The 24,817-nt window shown below is 31.7% G+C and carries 21 protein-coding genes and 1 riboswitch; of the genes, 13 read left to right on the forward strand and 8 right to left on the reverse strand.

The genetic code is table 11. From position 1 onward, the window contains the following. Positions 1-65 precede the first annotated feature (65 nt). A riboswitch (SAM riboswitch) is annotated at positions 66-189 on the reverse strand. Positions 190-324: 135 nt separating this feature from the next. The 3 genes from HM992_RS04975 to HM992_RS04985 all read left to right on the forward strand — a co-directional run bounded on the left by HM992_RS04975 (position 325) and on the right by HM992_RS04985 (position 3,086). Next, positions 325-915, forward strand: coding sequence for a HupE/UreJ family protein (locus HM992_RS04975; RefSeq protein ID WP_178986108.1), 591 nt, complete (start codon positions 325-327; stop codon positions 913-915). Between the two features lie 105 nt (positions 916-1,020). Next, positions 1,021-1,473 (forward strand): deoxycytidylate deaminase, encoded by a 453-nt coding sequence (locus HM992_RS04980; RefSeq protein WP_178986107.1) that lies wholly within the window; start codon positions 1,021-1,023, stop codon positions 1,471-1,473. A gap of 2 nt (positions 1,474-1,475) precedes the next feature. Beyond that, positions 1,476-3,086, forward strand: a complete 1,611-nt coding sequence (locus HM992_RS04985) for a S41 family peptidase (RefSeq protein ID WP_179318927.1) — start codon at positions 1,476-1,478, stop codon at positions 3,084-3,086. A 4-nt stretch (positions 3,087-3,090) separates the two neighbouring features. On the opposite strand, the gene HM992_RS04990 is transcribed toward HM992_RS04985, so the two are convergent. From HM992_RS04990 to HM992_RS05000, 3 genes are read right to left on the reverse strand one after another with little or no spacing between them, the layout of a single operon-like run. Beyond that, positions 3,091-3,696, reverse strand: a complete 606-nt coding sequence (locus HM992_RS04990) for an FAD-dependent oxidoreductase (protein ID WP_179318928.1) — start codon at positions 3,694-3,696, stop codon at positions 3,091-3,093. Continuing rightward, positions 3,696-3,896, reverse strand: coding sequence for a hypothetical protein (locus HM992_RS04995; RefSeq protein WP_179318929.1), 201 nt, complete (start codon positions 3,894-3,896; stop codon positions 3,696-3,698). The genes HM992_RS04990 and HM992_RS04995 overlap by 1 nt, the downstream gene beginning before the upstream one ends. 10 nt (positions 3,897-3,906) lie before the next feature. Beyond that, positions 3,907-4,488 carry a MarC family protein gene (locus tag HM992_RS05000; protein ID WP_178986103.1) on the reverse strand — a complete coding sequence of 194 codons (582 nt, stop codon included), beginning with the start codon at positions 4,486-4,488 and terminating at the stop codon, positions 3,907-3,909. 171 nt (positions 4,489-4,659) lie between these two features. On the opposite strand from HM992_RS05000, the gene HM992_RS05005 reads away from it, so the two are divergent. Together HM992_RS05005 and HM992_RS05010 are read left to right on the forward strand one after the other, a co-directional pair. Continuing rightward, the gene (locus HM992_RS05005) at positions 4,660-5,229 is read left to right on the forward strand and encodes a DUF3109 family protein (RefSeq protein WP_178986102.1); all 570 of its coding nucleotides are present in this window, start codon (positions 4,660-4,662) and stop codon (positions 5,227-5,229) included. A 287-nt stretch (positions 5,230-5,516) separates the two neighbouring features. Further along, positions 5,517-8,549 carry a CHAT domain-containing protein gene (locus tag HM992_RS05010; RefSeq protein WP_179318930.1) on the forward strand — a complete coding sequence of 1,011 codons (3,033 nt, stop codon included), beginning with the start codon at positions 5,517-5,519 and terminating at the stop codon, positions 8,547-8,549. 3 nt (positions 8,550-8,552) lie between these two features. Here HM992_RS05010 and HM992_RS05015 read toward each other — a convergent pair whose 3' ends face one another. After that, positions 8,553-9,269 (reverse strand): tetratricopeptide repeat protein, encoded by a 717-nt coding sequence (locus HM992_RS05015; protein ID WP_179318931.1) that lies wholly within the window; start codon positions 9,267-9,269, stop codon positions 8,553-8,555. 2 nt (positions 9,270-9,271) lie between these two features. Then, positions 9,272-9,823, reverse strand: a complete 552-nt coding sequence (locus HM992_RS05020; protein WP_179318932.1) for an RNA polymerase sigma factor — start codon at positions 9,821-9,823, stop codon at positions 9,272-9,274. 198 nt (positions 9,824-10,021) lie between these two features. Between HM992_RS05020 and HM992_RS05025 the strand changes: the two genes are divergently transcribed. From HM992_RS05025 to HM992_RS05045, 5 genes are all read left to right on the forward strand, one after another. Continuing rightward, positions 10,022-10,537 (forward strand): DUF6252 family protein, encoded by a 516-nt coding sequence (locus tag HM992_RS05025; protein WP_178986098.1) that lies wholly within the window; start codon positions 10,022-10,024, stop codon positions 10,535-10,537. Positions 10,538-10,593: 56 nt separating this feature from the next. Continuing rightward, positions 10,594-11,109 carry an outer membrane protein gene (locus HM992_RS05030; RefSeq protein ID WP_179318933.1) on the forward strand — a complete coding sequence of 172 codons (516 nt, stop codon included), beginning with the start codon at positions 10,594-10,596 and terminating at the stop codon, positions 11,107-11,109. A gap of 212 nt (positions 11,110-11,321) precedes the next feature. Continuing rightward, the gene (locus HM992_RS05035) at positions 11,322-12,155 is read left to right on the forward strand and encodes a DUF4412 domain-containing protein (RefSeq protein ID WP_179318934.1); all 834 of its coding nucleotides are present in this window, start codon (positions 11,322-11,324) and stop codon (positions 12,153-12,155) included. 22 nt (positions 12,156-12,177) lie between these two features. Next, positions 12,178-15,993 carry a DUF7619 domain-containing protein gene (locus tag HM992_RS05040; RefSeq protein ID WP_179318935.1) on the forward strand — a complete coding sequence of 1,272 codons (3,816 nt, stop codon included), beginning with the start codon at positions 12,178-12,180 and terminating at the stop codon, positions 15,991-15,993. A 95-nt stretch (positions 15,994-16,088) separates the two neighbouring features. Continuing rightward, the gene (locus tag HM992_RS05045) at positions 16,089-16,805 is read left to right on the forward strand and encodes a DUF4412 domain-containing protein (protein ID WP_179318936.1); all 717 of its coding nucleotides are present in this window, start codon (positions 16,089-16,091) and stop codon (positions 16,803-16,805) included. Here HM992_RS05045 and HM992_RS05050 read toward each other — a convergent pair. Together HM992_RS05050 and HM992_RS05055 are read right to left on the reverse strand one after the other, a co-directional pair. Continuing rightward, positions 16,802-18,754: a tetratricopeptide repeat-containing sensor histidine kinase gene (locus HM992_RS05050; RefSeq protein WP_179318937.1), complete on the reverse strand. Its 1,953-nt coding sequence runs from the start codon at positions 18,752-18,754 to the stop codon at positions 16,802-16,804. The two genes, HM992_RS05045 and HM992_RS05050, sit on opposite strands and share 4 nt — an antisense overlap. Before the next feature lie 3 nt (positions 18,755-18,757). After that, positions 18,758-19,492 carry a LytR/AlgR family response regulator transcription factor gene (locus HM992_RS05055; protein WP_179318938.1) on the reverse strand — a complete coding sequence of 245 codons (735 nt, stop codon included), beginning with the start codon at positions 19,490-19,492 and terminating at the stop codon, positions 18,758-18,760. Positions 19,493-20,309: 817 nt separating this feature from the next. On the opposite strand from HM992_RS05055, the gene HM992_RS05060 reads away from it, so the two are divergent. The 3 genes from HM992_RS05060 (at position 20,310) to HM992_RS05070 (ending at position 24,002) form a co-directional block, all read left to right on the forward strand. Then, the gene (locus HM992_RS05060) at positions 20,310-21,584 is read left to right on the forward strand and encodes a ribonucleotide-diphosphate reductase subunit beta (protein WP_178986091.1); all 1,275 of its coding nucleotides are present in this window, start codon (positions 20,310-20,312) and stop codon (positions 21,582-21,584) included. A gap of 15 nt (positions 21,585-21,599) precedes the next feature. Beyond that, entirely contained in the window at positions 21,600-23,384 is a 1,785-nt protein-coding gene (locus HM992_RS05065; RefSeq protein WP_179318939.1) for a ribonucleoside-diphosphate reductase subunit alpha, read from the forward strand. Between the two features lie 108 nt (positions 23,385-23,492). Further along, on the forward strand, positions 23,493-24,002 hold the full coding sequence (locus HM992_RS05070; RefSeq protein ID WP_179318940.1) for an RDD family protein: 510 nt from the start codon (positions 23,493-23,495) through the stop codon (positions 24,000-24,002). Here HM992_RS05070 and HM992_RS05075 read toward each other — a convergent pair. After that, positions 23,999-24,718, reverse strand: coding sequence for a DUF6503 family protein (locus HM992_RS05075; protein ID WP_179318941.1), 720 nt, complete (start codon positions 24,716-24,718; stop codon positions 23,999-24,001). The two genes, HM992_RS05070 and HM992_RS05075, sit on opposite strands and share 4 nt — an antisense overlap. Between the last annotated feature and the right edge of the window lie 99 nt (positions 24,719-24,817).

A 24,817-nucleotide genomic window follows, 5' to 3' on the forward strand; every position in this document is an offset into this window, starting at 1 on the left:
TACGTCTTAGACGTATGTATAGAAAATGTTATAAAGAAGTTTAATTACAGCTTTGTAATTATGTTGGGTTATCTATCCAATTGTGCGATAAATGAATCGACAATTACGTAGAAGTTAGCACCTTCTTAATAAGTTTAAGGGTTGCTAAGGTTTCAAAGGGTCTAATCCCTCCACCTTTCTTGATAACATTTCAATACGTTATTTGAACTTTGAATGGTACAATATTCCGAAAGAAAATAGGATTACACAAATTTTATTCACTTTATTTTAATCAAGACATATTGCATTTTAATTGTAACTTTGATTTACCCAAACAAAATTATTATGTTAGAAAATTTCTGGTTTAATGTGCAATACGGCATGAACCATGTTTTAGATATTAATGGATATGACCATGTCCTTTTTTTAATGGTATTGGCTGTGCCTTACGTTTTTAATGACTGGAAACGAGTACTAGTTTTAGTGACCACATTTACTTTAGGTCATACGCTTTCATTGGTGTTGGCAGCTTATGGTATTGTGAGTATTAATGGTGTGTTAGTGGAGTTTTTAATTCCGGTTACTATTTTAATCATGGCACTTTATAACGTCTTTACTGCAGGTAAAAAATCAAAAACGGGCAAGATTAGTTTGTTGTTTTTTACCACTTTGTTTTTCGGAATCATACATGGTTTAGGGTTTGCAAGAGAATTTAAAATGTTTTCGGGTCAATCGGAAAATAAACTAGAACTTCTTGTAGAATTTGCATTAGGGATTGAACTTGCCCAAGTCATCATTGTTTTTATTGTTTTATTTTTAGGGTTTTTATGCCAAACAGTCTTTAGATTTTCGCGTCGCGACTGGGTAATGGTAATATCTGCTATTGTAGTAGGACTTGTAATTCCGATGATAATAGAGAGCGATTTTCTAAAATAAACCAAAAAAGTTTGGTAAAACTTTAACGAGAAGTAAATGGCTTATAAAATACTATCCGTTTATCTTCGTTACTAACATGGTACGTTTGTATAACACTAATTATTAATGCCAAAGACAAAACAATTACGTTACGATAAAGCCTATTTACGAATAGCAAAAGAATGGGGCAAATTGTCTCATTGTAAGCGTAAACAGGTAGGAGCCCTTATTGTTAAAGATAGAATGATAATTTCGGATGGTTACAATGGTACACCAACTGGTTTTGAAAATTATTGCGAAGACGATGAAGGTTATACTAAATGGTATGTGCTACATGCCGAAGCCAATGCGATTTTAAAAGTAGCATCATCCACACAATCTTGCCAAGGAGCAACATTATATATTACACTTTCACCTTGCAAAGAATGTAGTAAATTAATTCATCAAGCAGGAATTGTACGTGTTGTTTATCATCAAGATTATAAGGATTGTTCAGGAATTGACTTTCTTAAAAAAGCAGGTATCGAATTAGAACTTATTGAAGATTTAAGAGAAGATTCTTGTTTTCACGAGAAATAAATATGGCAACAAAAAATAAATACATACCTCTTATTATCGGTGTTGCAATTGCAGCGGGAGTTATTATAGGTGGGAAAATGAATTTTTCTGATACGTCAGATAATCTTTTTTCTACAAATAGTAAGAAAGATAAACTCAATCGGTTAATAGATTATATAGATTACGAGTACGTAGAAGAAGTGAATACAGACAGTATTGTAGATGTTACTGTCAATGGTATTTTACATAATTTAGATCCGCATTCAACTTATATTCCTAAAGAAGATTTAGAGCGAATCACAGAAAACATGAAAGGTGATTTTGTAGGTATTGGTATTAACTTTTACCCTTACAGAGATACTATTGCAGTAATTAGACCTACCGAATATGGTCCAAGTGAGCGTGCAGGTATAATGAGTGGAGACCGTATTCTGTTAGCAGATGGAGATACACTTTATGGACCTAATGTTTCTAGTGATTTCATAAGTGAGAAATTAAAAGGTGATAAAAACAGTAATGTTAAACTTACGGTATTTAGAAAAGGTGAGGATGAGCTGTTAGAGTTTGATGTCAAACGAAAAGCTATTCCAATAAAAAGTGTAGAGGCTGCTTATATGCTTACTGATGACTTGGGATATATGAAAATGAATCGTTTTGCAGAATCTACTTTTAAGGAGTTTAAGTTGGCACTCAACGAGTTGAAAGATCTTGGCGCTACTAAATTAGCTTTAGACTTAAGGGATAATCCAGGTGGATTCTTAGGTATAGCAGAACAAATTGCAGATGAGTTTTTAGAAGATGGTAAACTCATATTGTTTACCAAAGATAAAAGAGGCAAGGAAGAGCATATTTACGCTACTAAAAGAGGCGATTTTGAGGTAGGTGATCTTTACATTCTTATCAATGAAAACTCAGCGTCGGCAAGTGAAGTTATAGCAGGTGCATTACAAGATAATGATAAAGGCATTATTGTAGGAAGACGCTCTTATGGAAAAGGTTTAGTACAACGCGAAATGGCATTAGGTGATGGTAGTGCTGTGCGATTAACCGTATCTAGATATTACACACCAACAGGTCGTTCTATTCAAAAACCATATACGAATGGTGATACTGAAAGTTATTACAATGATTATTATAAGCGCTTAAGGACAGGAGAATTAGCGCATGAAGAAAGTATAAAAGTAGATGACTCTTTAAAATATACAACACCAAAAGGAAAAGTAGTTTACGGAGGTGGAGGTATTATTCCGGATATATTTGTACCCATAGATCGTTTATTTGATAATGAAACCATCAATTATTTAAGACGACGAGGGCATTTTGGATATTTCGTTTTTGAAGAATTAGATAAAGATCGTACATTATATGAAGGTGTTTCTAAGTACGATTTTATTAATAATTTTGAAGTAAGTGATGATATTGTTATGAGTTTTCAAGATTATGTTAATCAAAGAGAACGTACCAATATTTCTTTTGTAGCTTATAATGCAGAAATAAGACGACTGATAAAAGCAACTTTAGCACGACAATTATTTGATGATAATGCGTTCGAAGAAATCCTAAATAAGGAAGATATTATGGTGCAAGAAGTGATACTTTTAAGTACTGATTATCCTAATATTAAGCAGCAATAACCTTTTAAACTTTATCGTGAATTTTAGTTTGTTTGCCATCATTCCAAAGTGTTAAAATATCTGTGGCTACATGTGATCCGCTACCACAAGCCATAGCAAACTGACTTCGCCAACCTGCTAAAGTACCAGCAACATAAAGATTTTTTTCAACAAGATGATCGGTGTTTTTTAACCAGATTCTATCTTTTGCTATGGCTGCCCTTGGGTGTGGTTCAATGTAATTTTCTAGCCCTTTTATGGTTATAAAACTAGTATACCCAACAGCAATAACTACAATTTTGGAATTATAAGTATTCGAATTGGTTGTAATAATAAAGTGGTCACCATTTTTTTCAATGGAGCTAACTTTTTCATTTTCAATTTGGGTAATATGAGGATAAAGATCTGTTAATTGTGTTATGCCTTCGGTTAGAATTTCAGAGCCTAAAGTGCCAGGTTGTAAACCTAAAACATTATTAAATAAGGCATTTTGAAGATGTGATGTTTTTTGGTGCGTTATAATGCCAATAGTTTTGTTTTCTGCAAACGGTTTGTTTTTAGCCGAACCTAAAACTAAAGCGCAGGATAAACCAGCAGCTCCACCACCAATAATTAAAGCATCAAAATTCATTAGCGACGTTTACTTAATTTTTCAATCTTTTTTGAAATTCGAAGGATTTGCAATAAAACCAATGCACAAAGTGCAGCTACAATTGTAATTAATGCGGTTTGACTTTCTCCTTCAAACAGTGCCTCAAAATTTAACTTTGTCGTATTAAAAATGATAAGCGCTAATGCAATGACTGATAGAATAAGTGTAAATACTTTCATGTTTAAAAATTTAAGCCAGTAAAGCTTTAATGTTATGCGCAAATAATTTTACTGCGATGGCTAACAAAATTACACCAAATATTTTTCTTATAATGTTAATTCCGTTCGCACCTATGATGCGTTCAATTTTTGAAGACGTTTTTAATACAATATAAATTACAACTACGTTACTAATTACTGCAACAATAATGTTTTCAATAGCAAATTCTGCACGTAACGATAATAAGGTTGTTAATGTTCCTGGTCCTGCCATAAGCGGAAATGCCAATGGAAAAACTGAAGCAGTGACAGCACTATGTTCATCATCTTTATAAAGCGTAATGCCCAAAACCATTTCTAAGGCAATAAAGAATATAACAAATGCACCTGCCACAGCAAATGAGTTAACGTCGATACCAATTAGGCTTAATAGGCTTTTTCCAACAAACAGAAAAATAACCATTATAACACCAGCTATTATAGATGCTTTTCCGCTTTGTATATGGCCAACTTTTTTACGAAGATCTATAATGATTGGAATATTTCCGATGATGTCAATAACCGCAAAAAGGATCATGAAAGCTGTGAATATTTCTTTAAAATTAAGTTGCATTTTTTTAGTGTTTTAAAACTTTTATAAAATTGAAAATTTAACCGTAAGTAATTATAATATAGCCTGTTAATGGTTAAATTGCATTAGTGTTTTTGAAATTTTTTGCAAAGGTGCGATATTATTAAAGATTTTCAATAGAAAATTGCGGTTAAGTTTAAGTATTTTTGCGGCATGTTTCAACTCGGAAAAACCATTGTCTCAGAAGACATTATAGAAAAGGATTTTGTTTGCAATCTTTCAGCATGTAAAGGTGCTTGTTGTATTGACGGAGATGCAGGTGCTCCTTTAGATAAAGATGAAGTCAAAATACTAGAAGATATCTATCCTAAAGTAAAACCTTTTCTTAGGAAAGAAGGTATCGATGCTATTGAAGCTCAGGGAACTTCAATAACGACAGATTTTGGAGATTTTGAAACTCCATTAATTAATGGTGCAGATTGTGCTTACGTTATTTTTGATGAGAAGAAAACGGCACTTTGCGCCATAGAAGAGGCTTATAACCAAGGAGAAATTAAATGGAAGAAACCGGTGTCTTGTCATTTATATCCCATAAGAGTTAAAGAATACACTGAATTTTCAGGTGTTAATTATGATAAGTGGGAGATTTGCGACGATGCCTGTTCTTTAGGTAAAGAATTGCAAGTGCCTGTTTACAAATTTGTAAAGGAAGCATTGATTAGAAAGTTTGGAGAAGATTGGTATGCTGAGTTGGAGAAGGTGGCCGAAAAAATGAAGAAGTAATAATTAAGTTGCTTAAATAAATGTATAAGTTATATTAGCTTCAGTCAAAGGAAGGCTTAATTCTTTCGTGTTAAGTTCTGCATAAGCCAAACCTTTCTTGTAATTTTTTAAATAATATAGTGATTGGGTAGAATTTCAAAAATAGGCCTATTCACTAATAAAAGAAGTCAAAAAAAACAAGTAAATTCCTTATAAGTAGTATATTAGACTTTTAAAACTCTAATATGAACCTACAGATCTATTTTTTGTTGGGTTCTATAGTAGCATTTTAAAAAGTGACTATAGCTATGAAACACATCTACCTTATTTTAAGTTCACTTCTCTTTTTTATTGCTTTGCCAGCCCAGACTACTTGGCAAGAGTATACAAAAATAGCAGATTCTCTGCAGGTACAATTTCAATTTGATGGTGTAATAGAGCCAAGAGAGAAAGCAATTGAATTAGCTGCGGTAACTCAAAAAGATACCATTCCGTTTTTAAATTTATTGTTAGCAATGAGTAAAAATGAACGTAATGTAGACAATCCTGAAATTAATAAACCGCTTTATAAAGCGCTTCAATCTCAAATTTTAGAACTCGAAGCACGCAACGCAAAACCAGAACGACTTTACCAAGCATATAGGCGCATGTATATTATTGCGCATAATTTTATTCGCAACATGGAGGATACAGAAGTCTATGTCGGTAAATCTATAGCATATCATTATCAATGTGAGACTATTGACTCTTTAGTTTTATTTAAAGGTTTACACACTTCTGGCGTTATATCTCGAGAAGTTGGTAAACTTAATAAATCGGTAGAGGTATTTAAGGAAGCAGAGCGTTTTTATGGTTTTATGACGGCAAAAGACACCAATGTAATGGCTAGTGTTTATAAAGATTTAGCAATGGTTTATCACTACAATTTTTTAAATATTCCTTCTGAACGTTTAAAATATGTAAAAAAAGCAGAAGCCTTATTTAATAGCGTTAGTAGACCTAACTTAGATTATTTATTAGGTGTTTATAATGATCTTTCAGAATATGAAAAGCGTCAAGGTAATTACAAAATTGCAGCAGGTTATTTAAATAAAGGTCTAGACATCTATTTAAATAATAGAGAAGAGGCTCAACGCTATAGAATGGGTAAAATAGGAGTGAAAAAAGAACTGCAATTTCATTCTGCCTTAATGGAAATTTACAGAGAAACAGGACAAGAAGATTTTGTGCTTTATCATTTTGAGGAAATGAAGAAAATAAATTCTAAACACACATTAGATGATATTGAGTCGGACTTTTATGCAACAGCTCACATTATACTTGCGAAATATTACGGTTTTAGGGATAATGATAAAGCTTTAGAATATCTGAATGAAGGTTTGAAGATTCATAAAAACTTAAGTTTTGATAAATTTGAAGAAGAGTTCACAATAGCAAGAATAAAGATATATATCGATCAACAGCGATTTCTTGAAGCACAAGAATTATTAAAAGCGTTGGAGACTGTAGAAGATTTACCTCAGTTTATTAAAAAAGATATACTAATCCTTAATGCATCATTAAATTTAAAAAACAATAATAGAGATGTAGCGTACAGTTATATTAATAAATTGATTCATGGTTTTTCTGATGCCAATAACGCGTTAGATATTAAAACAATTACATATAATGAGTTTACACCAAGTCTTGTTTTAAACGATACAGAACTTATTTTAAAAGTTGTAAATGATCTTAATGACGCGCCTTTTAAAGATGATAAGATAAAGCATAATTTACATGTGTTAGCTTTAAAACAATTTGAATCTAATTTTAACCAAGAATTTTTAAACGATAAACTTAAAAAAAGCTATGATCAAATAGGATTATATTTTTACAATAAAGCTTCTGAAGGTCTTCTTAGTGAGGAAGATAAAATTCGTTTTTTGAATTTTACGGAAGCTATTGAAGCTAAATTTTTATTAAACACCTTTCTCGCAAATAGAATAACATCAGGAAAAACTGAGGCAGATTTAACAGTTGAAAAAGAGCAACAAATACGATCAAATATCACGTATTTAAAAAAGAAAAATATAACGACGAAATCAGATAGCTTAAGCCAGCTTATTTTTGAAGAAAATGTAAAACTCAAGTCTATTGAAGAACAATTGCAGAAAGATGGTTTTAATATTTCTAAGCTAGTTAATATAGCACATCCGCTTCAAAATCTTGAAACCTTTAAAGATCGTTATATTATTAAGTTTAAAGTTGTAGACAACCAATTATTTAGAGTCCTCTGTTATGATAATAAAATAGCAATTAAAAAAATAGGGGATTACAAGAGTTTAAGCTCTAAAGTTGAAGGTCTTGTTTCTGAATTAAAGGACATCAATGTTCCTGTTGCAACTATAAAGCAACATTCTGAAAGTCTATATAACACTTTACTCAAAGATGTAGATATTTTGGCTATTGATAATGTTCATATTATACCAGATGGTATTTTACATTATTTACCATTTGAGCTTTTAGTGACTAATAACGACTACATTCTTAATGAAACGAAAGTGAGTTATGCATCTTCTTTAAGCTTTATAAATTCGCCCATACATAACAATGAAAAAAACGGAAAAATTGCTTTATTTGCTCCTTCATATGCATTGTTTGCCCCATCAGATAAGCAACTAGCAGTAAGAGGTGAGCCTTATCATTTAGAAGGAGCTTTAAAGGAAGTTTCTTCCATCTCTAAGCTATTTGAAAATAGTGATGTTTATGTAAATGATAAAGCGTCAAAAGGATCATTTAAATCATTGTCTCCTGATTATTCTATTTTGCATTTGTCAATGCATTCCTTTTTAAACGATGACGACTCTGAGTTGAGTAGTTTAGTGTTTTCGGACGATGATGAGGATCATGAACTTTACATTTCAGAATTATATGGCTTAAATCTCAATGCAGACATGGTGGTTTTAAGTGCTTGTAATACAGGAGTTGGAGAGTTGAAAACAGGAAAAGGTATTGTGTCTATGAATACCGCTTTTACAGCTGCAGGAGTACCTTCCGTATTATCAAGTTTGTGGAGCGCACCAGATGATGCTACACAAGAAATTATGATTGCATTTTATAAGCATCTTAAAGAGGGTTCTGATAAATCTGAAGCATTACAATTGGCAAAACAAGATTATCTAAATACTACGGAAAATGAATTATTAAAGCATCCTTATTATTGGGCTGGTTTTGTTGTTTCTGGTGATATTTCATCTATTGCAACTAAAGAATCGGATGATATTTGGTATTTTTTAGGAGGCTTTGGATTAGTGCTATTAGCTTTTGTATTTTTTAAAAGTAAGAAGAAGCAAGCGGCATAACTTCTAATCCAATTGTTCTAATAACCGCTCAGCAGCATTTTTCTTATAAGTACCATTTTCTATCACTGTGTTCAAACTCACTATAGCTTTCTTAGTGTTATTAATTTTAATATAAGCTAGGGCTAAGTACCATTGCTGTTGGGCTTTTAGTTTTTGTGGTAGCTTATTATTCTGTTCCAATATTTTTATAGCTTCGTTATTCTTATTGAGTTGTAATAAAACATTGGCTTTATAAAATGCAATCGTAGCATTGTCACCTTCCTTTAAAATAGCATCAAAATAATTGAGTGCTTCTTTATAGTCTTTAGCTTCATAAGAAATAAAAGCTTTTGATTTTAAATCATCAGAGGCTTCTCCACGTACTATAGGGTGCACTACATTCTCAAAAGGTGTAAAATTGGTTGCGAAAAGTACGTCGTTATCTAAATTTGATGGTCCAAAATACCAAAAACTAGGCAATGCCAATAGTATAATAATAGAAGCGGCAACGAGCCATTTTATGTATGTTTTTGACGATGCCTTTGTGGAATTTTCAAAAGAATGAAGTTCTTCTTTTAGTTGCGTTTGCGTTTCTTTTTTGATAACCGTTTTAAGATTCTCTTGGAATTTAAACGTTTTTTTAAATTCAGGATCTGTGGCCAATAAATGGTCAAATTCCTTTTGCGCTTCAGGGGAAAGCGTTTTAGAAAAATAGTGCGCTATGAGTTTGTCTTTAGTCATAATTAGGGATTAAAAATCAGGTCTTTAAGGGATTTTATACAACGCGATTTTTGGCTTTTTGCTACATCTTTATTAGAATAGTTTAATTCATTTGTAATTTCATCAATAGTAAAACCTCTGTAATAGAATAGCGTTAATATGGCTTTACATTTTTCACCTAAACTTTTAAAGGCTATTTGTAATTTTTGCTGATCGTCTGACAGATCCTCTATTAAATCTATAGTGTAATCAGTATCTATTTTTAAGCTCTCTAAAGTTGTATCCTCATCAATTGAATACATCTTTTTTTGTTGTCTTAACCTTTTGTAAATCATGTATTTTCCAATACTAAAGAGATAAGTTTTTAGTTCGCTTTTTAAATCATCTAATTTTCCATCAACAGCGTTATCATGCAACGCAATAATAGCATCTTGATAAATATCAATAATCGTTGCTTGATCTAAAGGATATTTTTTTGCAAATCCAATAAAAGCTGCCTTGTAATCTAAATAAACGGATTTCAGTGCTTCTGAATTTCGTTTTTTTAAAGCTTCAACAAGAACCTTATCTACCATATTAGTGTCATTAAGTTTTCAAAAGTAAACAACATAAATTAAAAATATAAAAAAGAACCAAGACATGTTTACCTTTTTGATAATAAGGACACTAAAGAGAAATGAATTATAAATATTAAGTGTTAGTGTTTTAAATAATGAAGTATACCTCATAGAACTTCGGATTAAGAATGCTAACCAATTAAAAACTTTTAAATTATGAAAACACAATTTTTAAACTTGTCAAAAGCCTTTTTTATGGCGATTTTCATTTCAATGACATTAACGGCATGTTCTTCTGATGATTCAGATTCACCAGATGATGATGGAGGAAGCGATGTAGAATTTTTCGCCAGAGTTAATGATGGGCAATTTACCCCAGACGATGTTATAGCGATAGGCTCAGTTGGGGTTAATTTTTTTAGTATAACGGCTACAAAAGATAATGGCGAAAATGTAGACATTACGATACCAAGTGTAGAGTTAGGTACTTATACGGCAACAGGAGATACCGATACTCAGGTTATTTCTACATATAGACTCAATAATACAAATCCAGCTTTAAGTACATATACCGCAATGCAAGGCAGTGTAACCATTACAAGCAGTGAGCAAATTAGCTCTGTTTTGCGTAATGTAAAAGGAACTTTTTTCTTTACCTATTCTAGAGACGATGAGCCACAGGTTTACGAGTTTACCGAAGGAGAATTTAATATTGATGTCCTCTATTTCTAATTCCACATAATTTATACAACCATATTTTATATACTAAACAAACAAAATTTTAAACAATGAAAAACTATAAATTAATAACAGCATTTGTAATCATTAGTGTCTTAGGTGTACTTACTGTTAACGCACAAACAGAGACTAAAATTGGTGGCTTTTTAGCCTATGGTACAGAAATAGAAAATATAGGGATTGGTGTCAATGCAGAATTTCCAATTATGGATAAACTTACTATTGCGCCTTCCTTTATTTATTATTTACCAAAAGAAGAGGGTTTTATTAAAGTGAATTGGTTTGAGTTTAATGCCAATGCCAATTACTATTTTATGGATGAAGAAAACATCTCTGTTTATGGTATTGGTGGTTTAAATTACTCCAGTGTTAAAGTCTCTTATGATGGTGATAATTCGTTTTTAGGAGAAAATTATTCATCAAGCGATGGCAGAATAGGTCTAAACTTAGGTGCAGGTGCTAACTTTAATATTGGTAGTAAAATTGAACCTTTTGCAGAATTAAAATATGTTATCATTGATGGTGGACAGTTAGTTATAGCAGCTGGTGTAAAATATAAATTATAAGCAATCAGCTTTTTTAGCCCTTTAAGACTATTTAAATTTTAAAAAACTCAGGATAATATAAAGTCCTGAGTTTTTTTATGCCCTAGTATTTAGACGTACTAAAAGGAAGATTTCAAATTATTACTAAAAAAAATAAAGAATTGTGTTTACCTTTTTTTAAAACAGACACTAAATAGAAAATACCGAGTTGTTAAAACGTTAATGCAATACATATGAAAGCACTAAAACCACTATTTATTACACTTGTTTTTCTATTAATGAGTAATGCTGTTCAAGCGCAGTTTTGGAAGAAATTAGCAAAAAAAGCAGAGAAAAAAATTGAAAGAGAAGCAGAAAATCGCGCGGAAAAACGCGTTAATAAAAATATAGACAAAGTATTTGACGAAGCAGAAGACGGCATAGATAATATAGATCTAAAAACAGAAAAAGTAGATGTAAAACTTCCTGATAGCTATCATTTTGAATGGAAATATAGCATGAAAACGCAAACTCAAGATAAAGAGATTAACATGTATTATATGCTAAAAAAAGAAGCAGCATACATTGGTGTAATTGTGATTTTAGATGAGTTTGATACTTCAAAAAATAGCAAAACTATAATGGATGGCGAAAGAGGCGCGTTTATCACTTTTATGGATGTAAATGGTCAAAAAATATACAGAGCGATGGAACTTCCTGAAGCAGATCCTTTAGAAGAAAACACCAATGATTTCATATTAGAAAAAACAGATACCAAAGAGATTTTAGGATATAGTTGTCAAGGTTACAAAACCCAAATAAACGACGGAACGATGCATTTTTATATGGCAAATAATGCGCCAATTAGTTTGCATTCTGCATTTGGTAAAAATCAAAGCATGCCTAAAGGCTTTAATAAAGAACTTCTAACGGGTTTAAAAGATGGTCTTATGTTAGAGGCCGAATTTACTAGTGATAAAAACAGCAATAACAATTTTAAAACCACATGTACCGAGCTTAAGAAAGTGGATTATACATTAGACGTAAGTCAGTATAGTTCTTTAAGTGAATTAGGTAGCAAAAATTAATTATAGACGTAAACAACCAATCATGAAAACAAAATTACTCACTTTAGCATTGTTATTTTCAATAGCGATTAGTGCTCAAATTACAAAATCTGAAGCTTATATTCCAGGAACTAAATTAGTGTTTTATGCTAATGAATGTGGAAACACCATACCAGAAGCGGCTGGTAAATTAACCTTTTGCGATGGCAACGGAAATTTAGGAGTTGTAGAAGAAAGTTATGGGCTTAATAACAGAAATATAAGGTATATGGTAGAGAATAGAGCCAATGCAGATGAAGCATTTGTAACTAATGATGGCTTATCTATTAAACTAGCAGATGGCACATATGAAAATGTACCAAACATTGCTATTCCAGATTTTACCACAGCTGGAGATTGGCAAAATGATAATATTTTTAGAGGTGCTTTAATTATGCCTAATAACAATGTTATTTTTTCTGGTGGTGACTATTATTTATATACCTACAACCGTACTCAAAAGACGATATCTACAATAGAATTTTCTGATTTTCGTAGTCCTGTAACTATGACATACGATGAAGATCGTGATGTAGCTTGGATTATTGCACGTGATGGCAGTGGTCCTCATCTGTACAGTTACAATGAGACTATTGGGTTAGTACATATTAGTGCATTGTCTTTGTCTATCAATGTTGCGCAATTATCAGCTGGTGCACTGATTTCGCCAACGTTCACCTATCGAGATAATCATTTGTATTTTGGTATTCAATCAGGTTTATTTAAAGTAAGTGTACTAGATTATACAACTACAAGTTACAATACTACTTCAACACCAAGTATACCAAGCGACAATGTAAGTGATATTAAGTTTGATGATAATGGTGACTTATGGCTAGCTTTAAATGAAACTAACGATGGTAGTATTCTTAAATTTAATATCGCAAATGAAACCTTTGAGCAATATGAATTACCAAGAGCTACTAATCCTGCCTATACGTATAAGTTTAGTAATATAGCTCTAGATAATGCTGGCACAATTTGGTGTACAGCACTTAACTATAATGGTTTAATAAAATTAGAATTTGATCAAGGTGTGCCACAATGGGAACAAATACCATTAGCAGATTTACCACAATTAGGTTTAGAATCACCATATGTGCCAGATAATATCTTTTATAAAAACGATAAATTTTATTTCACAACGTTTTCAGCTTCTTCGGGTTCTAGTAGTGTTGATCAAATTTTAATAAATGATAACGGTAATTGGTCTTCCATAACAGATAATGAAACAGGAAATATTTCTTACTTATCTAGCAAGCGGTTTAATTATAATTTACCAGATGATAATGGTGGTATGTGGTGGTTTAATTGGTATGATGATGTTATTGTACATCGTATGGCTAATGATGAGCAGTTTGTATTTACAGATGTATCCAATCTCGGTAGTTATGCAGCCATCGATATAGATGATAAGCCTATTATACCATTAAGTATAAGTGGTACTAAAATCACCAAAATAGATACACCTCTTTTTTATGGTTTATTAAACGATACAAATCAAAACGCAAATGGATTAGTACGTCATAAAGATGAGGTTTGGTGGTATAACGAAAGTACCTTACAGGTTAAGATTTTAAAATATAATCAAGTTATAGCGACGTTCGATTTAGATGCTAGCTATGAAAATATTTATAATTTTCAGGTAGATTCTAATGGTGATGCCTGGTTTTCTAAAAATGCAAGTAATGGTTCTATCATTAAAAAGTTTGAAACCAGTACTGCAACGACAACAGATTATACCTTTACAGAAAATTTAGGAACATTAAAACGAACTGTTGCAGCACCAAATGGTGCAATGTGGTTTGTGAGATCCAATGGGCTTATTTATTACGATGGTAGCACATTTACAATTTATCCAGGGGCTAATTATCCTGAGCTTTCTAAAATAGTATCATTAATAGTAGATACTAATAATGTTGCTCATGTATTATTAAATGATAATACTGCCATTGTAAAAATTGAAAATGCAGGAACCTCTAACGTGTCATTTAGCACCACGTTTTTAGAAGGTATCAATTCTATTTTGCCAGCTTTAAGTCATTACAGACCAGATGATTTATCTATTGATAGTCAAGGTGCCATGTGGACACATGCTTCTCAGAATGCATTTAAACTTACAGATGCAGATATGGCTACGGAATACAGAACTGAAGGTGAAACTTATAATGTTTCTGGTTTAATATATAACGATCTTAATGAAAACAATGTTTTTGATACAGGTGAAGAGTATGCAGGTCAATTAGTGGCTTTAAAACTAAATGGGAATGTATATTCTACATTTACCAATGCCAATGGAGTTTATGCATTTTATATGTATGATGAAAATTCAACTTATGAAATTACGTTGCCAACCATTGGGCAATTTGTTACAGCTTCAAATAGACAGTTAGAAGTTGTTGTTGGTAGCAGTGATCAAAATTACGATGGTAATGATTTTCAGTTAAGACCTAAGTTTGTGAATTCTTTACTTGTAAAAAGCAGTTCTAAGTTAGGAGCTTGGGGATTTGTAAGAGCTAATTTTGAAAACACCTATACTACGGCAATCGGTAATTTATCACCAACAAAAACGTTTAACAATCTTGAAGTTACTTATACGTTTAAAAATCAAGATGAAAATAGTAACAATATTTTACCGTCAATAGATGATGTGAAAGTGTATGAGTTAGATCCTAATGGAGGCTTTCAACTTATAGAAAAAGTAACTATTGATCAAAGAAATAACAAGTGGAGCGTAGATTTACTACCAGGTGCTTATACGCAAAATGAATTAACCGTTACGCCAGACATCTCAGAAACTGGTGCACAAACCGATATTAAAATTACCATACCAACGGTAAGTCCACTTAATACGTACATAATAGAAATAGATACAGGTCTGTTTGATCCTTCTGAATCAGGTGTAATTATAAATCATGGTGTTTCAAAGATGGGCTCTGATAATTTTGAAGATGCTAACAGTAATCCGCTTTTAGATCCTATAATTTTATTTCCTCTTGGAGATCGTGATGAAAATAATACCGGTTTTGATGTAGACGATTCGCCATATTTAAATCCAAACGATGTTTATATAGATCCACCATATTTAGAACCTAAACAAGTTTATGGACCAGGACCTTATAGTGCTAAAATTTATAGTTCATACGATCCCAATGATAAATTGGTAGATGAAGGTGTTCCTGGAGTAGTTAATGATAGACATATTGAACGCAAATGGTTAACCTATACTATTCGTTTTGAAAACTCAGGAAATTTCTCAGCAAAAGATGTGGTTGTCACTGATGTGTTGGATGCTAATTTAGATCCTAACTCAGTAAAAGTGATAGAAGCAAGTCATAATTATAATGTAGATATTCTTAAAAATGGAGCAGGGGAAAATGTTTTAAAATTTAGCTTCAATGATATCTTTTTACCATTTGATGATGCCAATAATGATGGTTATATAAAGTTTATGGTAAAAGCAGATGAAGGCATTGCAGAAGATGCCATTGTAAATAATAGCGCTAACATCTATTTTGATCAAAACCCTGCGATTATTACCAATATAATTCAGGTACGTTTCTTTACTATAGAAACATTAGGTATTGAAGATGAGGACTTGGTGTCTCAGTTTAAAATGTATCCGAATCCTGCACATTCAATAGTTAATATAGAAACAAAATTACAAATTGAAAATGTTGAGGTCTATACTATTTTGGGAAACAAAGTATTAGAAACCACAAGCAAGCACATTGATGTTTCTCAATTAGCAGAAGGTACTTATATCTTAAAAGTTAGTTCAGAACGTGGTACCTTAAGTAAGAAGCTAATTATAAATTAACTCTGAGGTTACTAATTACACCATATAATTCTCTAAGTACACATATTCATTTAGTTATTAGTTGATTATGTGTACTTTAATAAAAAACATAAAATATGAAAACTCTAAATTTTTTAAAAAGCAGTGTATTTGTAGTTTGTTTCTTTATGCTACAAACTGTTTATGCGCAATTCGGAAAAGCAAATAAAGTTAAGCTTCCAGAGTCTTATAACTTTGAGTACATCTATAAACTTAAATTAACCCATAAAAAAGGAGATGTAAACCTGGATTACTATCTAAAGGAAGATGCTAATTATTTTGGTTTTGATACTACTGAAATGACTAAAGGAAGTGCAGATACTAACATATTTATGGTCATGGATGCTGAGCTCGAAATTACAGCCATGTTTATGGAAATGATGGGTAAAAAAGTGGTTCAGAAAACAAAATTAAAAACCTCAGATTTTACTTCTAAGCAAGAGGATATGTCAGATTATGATTTTAAACAAATCGATTCAAAAACTATTAATGGTTATGACTGCGAAGGCTATTTGAGTGAAAATGATAAAGTAAAAATTATCTATTATATTACGGATGATGTGCCTGTGAGTTTCAATCAAATGTTTGGAGATAATGTTAAGAATCTTCCAAAAGGATTTAATGCAGAGATCATGAAAAAATACGCTGAGAAAGGCTTAATGATGGAAATGATTTATGAAGACAAAAAGAAATCCAAAAATAATATAACCATGGAATGCACCAGTTTGGAGAAAACAGATTTTTCAATTGATACCACAAAATATGGTTCTATGATGGGAGCATTTGGCGGTTAAGTAATAATTTGATTCTTTAGTTTTACGGGAATTTGTAAAATTATTTTAGTGCCAGAAGGGATTTCGTTTTCGTATAAATCTTCAATCTCTAAAGTATATGAATTTTGGAAAGCTTCTGAAAAATTAGCCAATCGTGCTTTGGTTATATCTATTCCAACGGAGTTTCGTTCTAGTCGCTTTCTTTCATTTATTTCTTTTGATGCCAATCTACCAATCCCATTATCTGTAATCTCTACAGTTATAAATTCTGATGATTTCTTACTAACCTTTAAGTCAATTTTTTTATTATCTGATTTTGAGGATAAACCATGCCATAATGAATTTTCTAAAAAAGGTTGAAGAACTAAAGATGGGAGTTTGATGATTTCAGTGTTGATTGTCGGATCTACTTTAATGTTAAAATCTATTTCGTTTGAAAATCGAATGTTTTCAATATTCATATATAATTTCATGGTTTCAAGTTCATCATTAAGTGATGTTTCTTTTTCTTTTGAAGCCATTAAAATCTTTCGAATTAGTTTCGAAAACTTATTGAGATAATAAACCGCATTAGTTTTATCATTATTAATAATGTAAAGTTTAATGGAATTCAACGAATTGAAAATAAAATGCGGATTCATTTGGCTTCGCAACATATCTTGTTCTAGGGTTAAAATATGTTTATCGCGCTTTAACGCTTTTGTTCTATGGATAATAAAAAGGGCGATGCCTATGGCACCGAGAAGAAATGATGTGTAAAGTAAGATTTGTTTATTGCGATCTAATCGTAAGCGAACGGCTTCATTTTCTAGCGCTAAAGCTTTTATTTGGTTGTTTTTATTTTCGTTTTCATATTGTATTGCAATATCATTAACGTACTGTAAGTTTTGCTCAGTAAGAATGGTGTTTTCTATTTCAACAGCATCCTGATAATATTTTAAGGCAGCTTTATAATCATTGTTCTTCTGGCTTACTTCTGATAATAATTTGCTCGATTCAGCTACAGTTGATTTTAAATTATAGGAATTAGAAATGTTAAGTGCTTTTTTTAAATGTTCCTCAGCGGATACGAGTTGGTTGGTTTCTGTTTCTAATTGTCCAAGGTTGAGGTATGAAGCTGAAATATAGTATTGATCGTCTAAATCTAGAGCTTTTTCTAAGGCTTCTAAAATAATAGGTTTTGCATCTTTATAGTTACTTTGTTTTAGGTAAACACGTCCTATACTGTTAAAACAAATAACACGACCAATTTCTGAATCAATAGTATCATTGTAGTCTAATGAAAGCTGGTAACTAGATAGGGCAGTGTCTAAAAAACCTTTAGCCTCTTGCGCGTAACCTATGTTATGATAATTAATAGCAAGTCCCAATTTGTTGTCTGCTTCTTTTTCAAGTTTAAGTGATTTGTTGAATTGGAGTAGCGCTAAATCATATTGCTTTAGTACTAAATAAATATTGCCAATACTATTTTGAGATATGGCAATATTATGAGTTATAGCTTTGGATGGATCAATAACGGAATACGCAATTTTTAATGCTTCTGTGTGATAGTCTAGTGCTAGTTTAACAATGTCCATGCGCCTGTAAACTACACCAATCATGTTAAGACTTGTAATCTTTAACTCATCGCTATTTGCTTCGTCTGCGTAGGTTTGAGCTTCCTGATGAAGCTGTAAAGACTCATCGTAATTAGAGATATCTCTTTGTATGACGCCCAAAGCGTTAAGTGCGTAGCTGGCTCCTTCATTCCAAGACGTTTCCTTAGACAGATTTAATAAATGTGTCATCTTTGCACTATCACTCTCAAATGGTTTTAGAATAGAATCTATTATAGTGTATTGCGAAGGCTTATTTATTTCAACATAACTTATAGCGTTTTCAAAATCCTCGGATTGAGCAGCGCTATAAGAGCCATAAAAGAATATCAGGATGCTAAGGCCTAACAGCTTATGCGTATAAAAATATTTCATAAACTATAATTTTTCTAGAAAATCTGATTTTCGCTGTCTTGCTACAGGAATTTTATGGTCACTATCCATAATAACATAACCTTCATTTTTTATAAATGCTTTTATTTTGTTAAGGTTAATAATATAGGAGTTATGAATTCTAAAAAAATAGTGTTCTGGTAAAATAGCATCAACCTCTTTTAGTTTTTTGGTAATGACTATTTTTTTCTGATTTTGTAAGTATAGCGTACTATAATTACCGTCGGATTCTATGTATATAATTTCATCAATATCTAAAAAGAGTAATTTTCCATCCGTATTAATGGTGATCTTTTTTTTATCGAATTGCGCATTAAAATTAATAAGCATGCGCTCTAATTTATGTGTGCTAATTGAGCGCTCACTGTGTTTTTTGATTTTTAAGATGCAATCTTTTAAATCGTCTGAGTCTATCGGTTTTAATAGGTAATCCGTTGCTTCATGTTTTAATGCTTTTATAGCATATTCATCATAGGCTGTAGTAATTACTACAGCAAAGTTAATGTCGTTTAGTTGCTCTAAAAATTGAAAGCCTCCAATGGTTGGCATTTGTACATCTAAAAATAAACAATCTGGTGTGTTGGAGTTTAAAAAAGTCAATGCTTCATCCGGATTAGTAAAAGAAGCCATAACTTCTATTTCTTCATTAAAATTGTTGATTTCCCAAATTAAACTTTGGATAGCTTTTGGTTCATCATCTACAATTACTGCTTTTAACATGCTCATAAATTATTAAATATAAATATAGGAATATATTGATTGCTTAGGATATAATTATGTGTGCAATGCATAGTTTTATGTGTAGAATGCAAAAATAAGGTGTAACCATCTATACACTATTTTTTACCATTTATACATTGCAGTATATATGGGTGGAGAATTAAAATGATATTTGCATAATGAAACTAACCAAAAGTTAGAGCAAATTAGGGGTTTGCTTTTTTGGTTTTTAGCTATTAATAGGTTAAAAAAAATTAGGGTTGTAAAACACTAATATTTCATTACTGTGTTAATTTATAATAAATGATTTTATAGTCGTTTATTATTAGTTTTAGTTAGTTATTAGGGAAAAAAGAGCGTTATGTCAACGCTCTTTTTTGGTGCTTAATTCTAATGCGATTATTTGCCTTAACCTCCAATAAACTCGCTTACTCACCTTGATTTTAACACGATAAAACTTACAAATTTTTTTATGCTATTTTTATTGTAAGGTTCTGAAAATTAATCGATTGGTCTAATTTTTAAAGATCCTCTTTTTTATGTGGCTATAAACAGATTTGTTAAGAACTTGTTGACAATGTTTATAAAATTACCTTTCATTTTTAATCTCAATTGTCAATCTTTGTTGGGAGCAAAATAAAATAGATTTTTCTAGCTTTTTGGATTTAAAAAAAAGTACAGAAAAATCATTTTTTATAAAATTCGCACCTTTATTTCTATAAAGGAAAAACATAAAACGTTTAACGGATTCACCAATATATTTAGAATGATTTCAAATCACTCTAATGACTAGATAGGCTATAAATTAAAAGGAATTATGGAGATTACTCAGATTATTAAAAGAGATTATGAAACAAGTCCGTTTGTTTTAAATAAAATTTCTAACGCTATTGAAAAAGCAATGCTTTCTGTTGGAAACGGCACTAAAGAAGATGCAAATTCAATTTCAGTAGATGTTTTACAAACGTTATTAAACAGAAAAGGGAAGGACCATAATTATTTACCTACTGTAGAAGAGGTACAAGATCTTGTTGAAGAAAAATTAATGACAAGCTCTTTTCCTAGTGTAGCAAAAGCTTACATATTATATAGAGACGAACAATCAAGACTTAGAAAAACAAATATTTTTGAAAAGCGTATTAACTTAAAGCCTTATGAGTATCCTGAGCTTAATGAGTATGTAGATGCTATTAGACACTCATACTGGATTCATTCAGAATTTAATTTCACAAGCGATATTCAAGATTTTAAAACAAGACTTACCGTTGTTGAGCAAAATGCGATTAAAAATACAATGCTTGCTATTTCTCAAATTGAAGTGGCAGTAAAATCATTTTGGGGAGATATTTACCACAAAATGCCGAAACCAGAAATCGGATCTGTAGGAGCAACATTTGCTGAAAGTGAAGTACGTCATCACGATGCTTACTCGCATTTATTAGAAATTTTAGGTCTTAATAACGAATTTAAAAACTTAAAGAAAAAGCCAGTAATAATGAGACGTGTTCATTATTTAGAAACGGCTTTAAAAAATTCTAAAAGTGAGGATAATAAGGAATATGCAGAATCAATTTTATTGTTTTCTCTTTTTATAGAACATGTCTCTTTATTTTCTCAGTTTTTAATCATCATGGCTTTTAACAAACATAAGAACATGCTTAAAGGTGTTTCTAATGTCGTGGAAGCAACGTCTAAAGAAGAACAAATACATGGTGATTTCGGAATTGACATTATTAAAATTATCAAAAAAGAAAACCCAACATGGTTTGATGAAGAACATAGTTCTTTAGTTAGAGAATTATGTAGAGAAGCTTTTGATTCTGAAAGTAAATTAGTGGATTGGATTTTTGAAGCAGGAGAATTAGACTTCTTACCAAAAGATGTCATAAATGAATTTATTAAAAACAGATTCAACAATTCATTAGAAAGTATTGGCATTGAAAAAGTATTTGATGTTGATGAAAAATTATTAGAACAAACCGATTGGTTTGATGACGAAATTATAGGAACTAAACATGGAGATTTCTTCGTGAAACGTTCTATCAATTATGCAAAGAGACAAAAAAGTGTAACCGGCGACGACCTATTTTAAACAACCAACCACCCTATGAACCAAGACATTAAAAACAAAGTGATCCACGAAACAACAAAAACATCTAGCCACGATGAGTTAATCAAAGCTAGAAAAGAAGCCATAAAAGAAGCAAAGGCTGAACCAGAAATAAAATGGTTAACAGAACATAGTCGTCAATTTTTAGCCTCTGGTTATCTTACAGGAGATACAACTCCAGAAGAACGTATTAGAGAAATTGCCAATAATGCAGAAAAAATATTAGGCATTGATGGTTTTGCAGATAAGTTTTATGGGTATATGGCAGAAGGCTATTACTCATTAGCATCTCCAGTGTGGTCTAACTTTGGAAAAAAACGTGGCTTACCAATTAGTTGTTTTGGGTCGCATATTTCTGATGATATGGGAGATATCTTGTATACACAGTCGGAAGTAGGAATGATGTCTAAATTAGGAGGTGGTACTTCTGGTTATTTTGGTAAACTTCGTCATAGAGGAGCACCTGTAAAAAATAACGGTGAGTCTTCAGGAGCTGTGCATATTATGCAGTTGTTCGAAAAAATGGTCGATGTTGTAAGTCAAGGATCAGTGAGAAGAGGTCGTTTTTCTCCGTACTTACCAATAGATCACCAAGATATTCACGAGTTTTTAGAAATAGGAACAGAAGGAAATCCAATTCAAGAATTAACGCATGGTGTTACTGTTGGTAACGAGTGGATGCAAGAAATGATTGATGGAGATGCTGATAAAAGAGCTATTTGGGCAAAAGTTTTACAACGTAGAGGTGAAATAGGATATCCTTATATATTCTTTAGGGATAATGCTAATAATGCTGCTCCAGATGTATATCGCGATAAAAAACATGAGATTTACGCTAGTAATTTATGTTCAGAAATTATGTTGCCTACAAATGAAGAATGGTCATTTGTATGTGTGTTATCGTCTATAAACTTATTACATTACGATAAGTGGAAAGATACAGACGCTGTTGAAACAATGGTATATTTCCTAGATGCTGTTTTAGAAGAGTTCATTACAAAACTAGAGGTTTATAGAGATTCTGCAGATAGAGATGATAGACAAACCTTCATGTTTATGGAAAAAGCCTATAACTTTGCTAAAGAAAATAGAGCTTTAGGATTAGGAGCCTTAGGATGGCACTCGTTATTGCAATCTAAAATGGTAAGTTTTGATAGTAAAGAAGCGTTTGATTTAAATAGTGAAATCTTTAAAACCATAAAAGATAAGTCAGTTAAGGCTTCTGAAGAATTAGCTAAGTTATTTGGTGAGCCAGAAGTATTAAAAGGGTACGGAAGACGTAACACCACTTTAAATGCTGTAGCGCCAACAACATCATCTGCTTTTATATTAGGACAAGTATCACAAGGTATTGAGCCAATATGGTCTAATAGTTATGTAAAGGATATCGCTAAAATAAAAACAACGATTAAGAATCCGTATTTATTAGCCCTTTTAGAAGAGAAAGGATTAAATACCAATGAAATTTGGAAAAGCATCCGTGATTATGATGGTTCTGTTCAACATTTAGAAGAGTTGACTGACCATGAAAAGGATGTGTTTAAAACCTATTCTGAGATTGATCAAATGACTATCATTTATCAAGCAGCAAATAGACAAAACCATATAGATCAAGCACAGTCTTTAAACATTATGGTGCATCCAGATATGCCAGTAAAAGACATTAATAAGATATATGTTACCGCTTGGCAATTAGGTGTAAAATCATTGTACTACCAACACAGTATGAATGCTGCACAGAAGTTTAAGCAAAAGAAAGAATGTGCTAGTTGTGAAGGGTAATTAAACAAATTCCTGCGAAGGCAGGAATCTTATAAATTAAAAATCAAAAAGCATCTCATAACTGAGATGCTTTTTTTATGTTTGAGTACTTTAAATCGTTCATCAGCCATGCAAGAAAATACATTTGAAATTACCGATGATTTATTAGCTAGCAAAAGTCAGCGTTTTCTCCATTATATTATTGATGCAATTCCCCAATATTTATTTTTCTATGCCTTAACTTATGGGTTTTATTATTTAGGCGAGTTAACAGGTATTTATATTTTTAATGACTACTGGAATGGGATGTCTGAAATTGAAGATCTAATTATAACTTATTTGTTTATAGTTCTCTATTACTTTGTAATGGAAAAATACACCTTTAAAACATTTGGGAAGTTCTTTACTAAAACAATCGTGGTTTCTATTGATGGTAGTGAGCCTACCACAAAACAAATACTTCAAAGAAGCTTGAGTAGGTGTATACCATTTGATGCATTATCCTTTTTAGGCACAATTGGCAAGGGTTGGCATGATTCTTTTTCAAATACTTACGTAGTTAAAGAAGATGAATTTTACGCGAGAAAAAATGCCTTGCTCGCATTAGAAAAAATTGGGCAAATTGGTAGAGAGTATTAATCCACAACCAAAGTATCAGTCCCTAAATACTTGTCATCCTTATTATAATACCAAGCTCTAGCTTTAGGCATTTTAATGCCATTTACAAGCGCTTCTTCAGTTAGCACTATATATTCACCTGTATCTGATTTCTCTTTGCCATTAGTATCTGTTTTAAAGAACTGATAGATTTCCATAGCATAGGTTTTTGGATTAAAATAGAAATACCAAACATCGCTTCCAACAGTGGCATCATAGGTCACTTTTAAAACAAGATACGTTTTGCCTTTAAAGGTTCTTTTTTCAACCTTGTCGCTAAGGTTAGTGCCAGGATCCTTAAGCTTCATGGGCAAGCCATATAAATAAGAATAGTAGTTTTTGTAAAGGGTGGCTCTATCGCAAGTCATGTTCTTTTCTTTAGCTGAAATACTATCTAAAGCTTTACCATTGTAGCTCATTTGGCACTTACCTTTATCTAGTGTATACGTTGTAGTTACGCTATCTTTTGTAGCGGTGACACTAAAATAGTCGTCAGGTAAATTAATAGAAATAATGCTCGTGCGTTTTGGAGCACTTGGAGTGGTCATTACAACAGTGAAGGTATCATTAAAGCTTGTCCAGTTACCATTGGGATCGTGGTAATCCATGGCATTTTTTAATAGCGCTTTTGAAGATATAACTTGACTAAAACCAGAGATGGATATCAAAAAGACTACAGTTGCTAAATATGATTTCATAAAACTAATTTTTTTACAAAATACAACTTAACAAACAAAAAAAGCATCCAATGCCGAATTGTTCGGGAGGATGCTTTTTTAAATTGACCCATAAATAGG

It is taken from the genome of Winogradskyella helgolandensis (assembly GCF_013404085.1).
In the GTDB taxonomy this organism is placed as follows: Bacteria; Bacteroidota; Bacteroidia; order Flavobacteriales; family Flavobacteriaceae; genus Winogradskyella; species Winogradskyella helgolandensis.

Coding starts and splice junctions, on each gene's coding strand:
- HM992_RS05055 (WP_179318938.1), bottom strand. CDS start 19,492: ATGTTAAAAGCAGTAATTGTAGATGATGAACCAAAAGCTATCCAAAGT.
- HM992_RS05060 (WP_178986091.1), top strand. CDS start 20,310: ATGGAGATTACTCAGATTATTAAAAGAGATTATGAAACAAGTCCGTTT.
- HM992_RS05020 (WP_179318932.1), bottom strand. CDS start 9,823: ATGGTAGATAAGGTTCTTGTTGAAGCTTTAAAAAAACGAAATTCAGAA.
- HM992_RS04995 (WP_179318929.1), bottom strand. CDS start 3,896: ATGAAAGTATTTACACTTATTCTATCAGTCATTGCATTAGCGCTTATC.
- HM992_RS05025 (WP_178986098.1), top strand. CDS start 10,022: ATGAAAACACAATTTTTAAACTTGTCAAAAGCCTTTTTTATGGCGATT.
- HM992_RS05010 (WP_179318930.1), top strand. CDS start 5,517: ATGAAACACATCTACCTTATTTTAAGTTCACTTCTCTTTTTTATTGCT.
- HM992_RS05075 (WP_179318941.1), bottom strand. CDS start 24,718: ATGAAATCATATTTAGCAACTGTAGTCTTTTTGATATCCATCTCTGGT.
- HM992_RS04980 (WP_178986107.1), top strand. CDS start 1,021: ATGCCAAAGACAAAACAATTACGTTACGATAAAGCCTATTTACGAATA.
- HM992_RS05000 (WP_178986103.1), bottom strand. CDS start 4,488: ATGCAACTTAATTTTAAAGAAATATTCACAGCTTTCATGATCCTTTTT.
- HM992_RS05050 (WP_179318937.1), bottom strand. CDS start 18,754: ATGAAATATTTTTATACGCATAAGCTGTTAGGCCTTAGCATCCTGATA.
- HM992_RS04985 (WP_179318927.1), top strand. CDS start 1,476: ATGGCAACAAAAAATAAATACATACCTCTTATTATCGGTGTTGCAATT.
- HM992_RS05030 (WP_179318933.1), top strand. CDS start 10,594: ATGAAAAACTATAAATTAATAACAGCATTTGTAATCATTAGTGTCTTA.
- HM992_RS05045 (WP_179318936.1), top strand. CDS start 16,089: ATGAAAACTCTAAATTTTTTAAAAAGCAGTGTATTTGTAGTTTGTTTC.
- HM992_RS05040 (WP_179318935.1), top strand. CDS start 12,178: ATGAAAACAAAATTACTCACTTTAGCATTGTTATTTTCAATAGCGATT.
- HM992_RS05015 (WP_179318931.1), bottom strand. CDS start 9,269: ATGACTAAAGACAAACTCATAGCGCACTATTTTTCTAAAACGCTTTCC.
- HM992_RS05035 (WP_179318934.1), top strand. CDS start 11,322: ATGAAAGCACTAAAACCACTATTTATTACACTTGTTTTTCTATTAATG.
- HM992_RS05005 (WP_178986102.1), top strand. CDS start 4,660: ATGTTTCAACTCGGAAAAACCATTGTCTCAGAAGACATTATAGAAAAG.
- HM992_RS05065 (WP_179318939.1), top strand. CDS start 21,600: ATGAACCAAGACATTAAAAACAAAGTGATCCACGAAACAACAAAAACA.
- HM992_RS04975 (WP_178986108.1), top strand. CDS start 325: ATGTTAGAAAATTTCTGGTTTAATGTGCAATACGGCATGAACCATGTT.
- HM992_RS04990 (WP_179318928.1), bottom strand. CDS start 3,696: ATGAATTTTGATGCTTTAATTATTGGTGGTGGAGCTGCTGGTTTATCC.
- HM992_RS05070 (WP_179318940.1), top strand. CDS start 23,493: ATGCAAGAAAATACATTTGAAATTACCGATGATTTATTAGCTAGCAAA.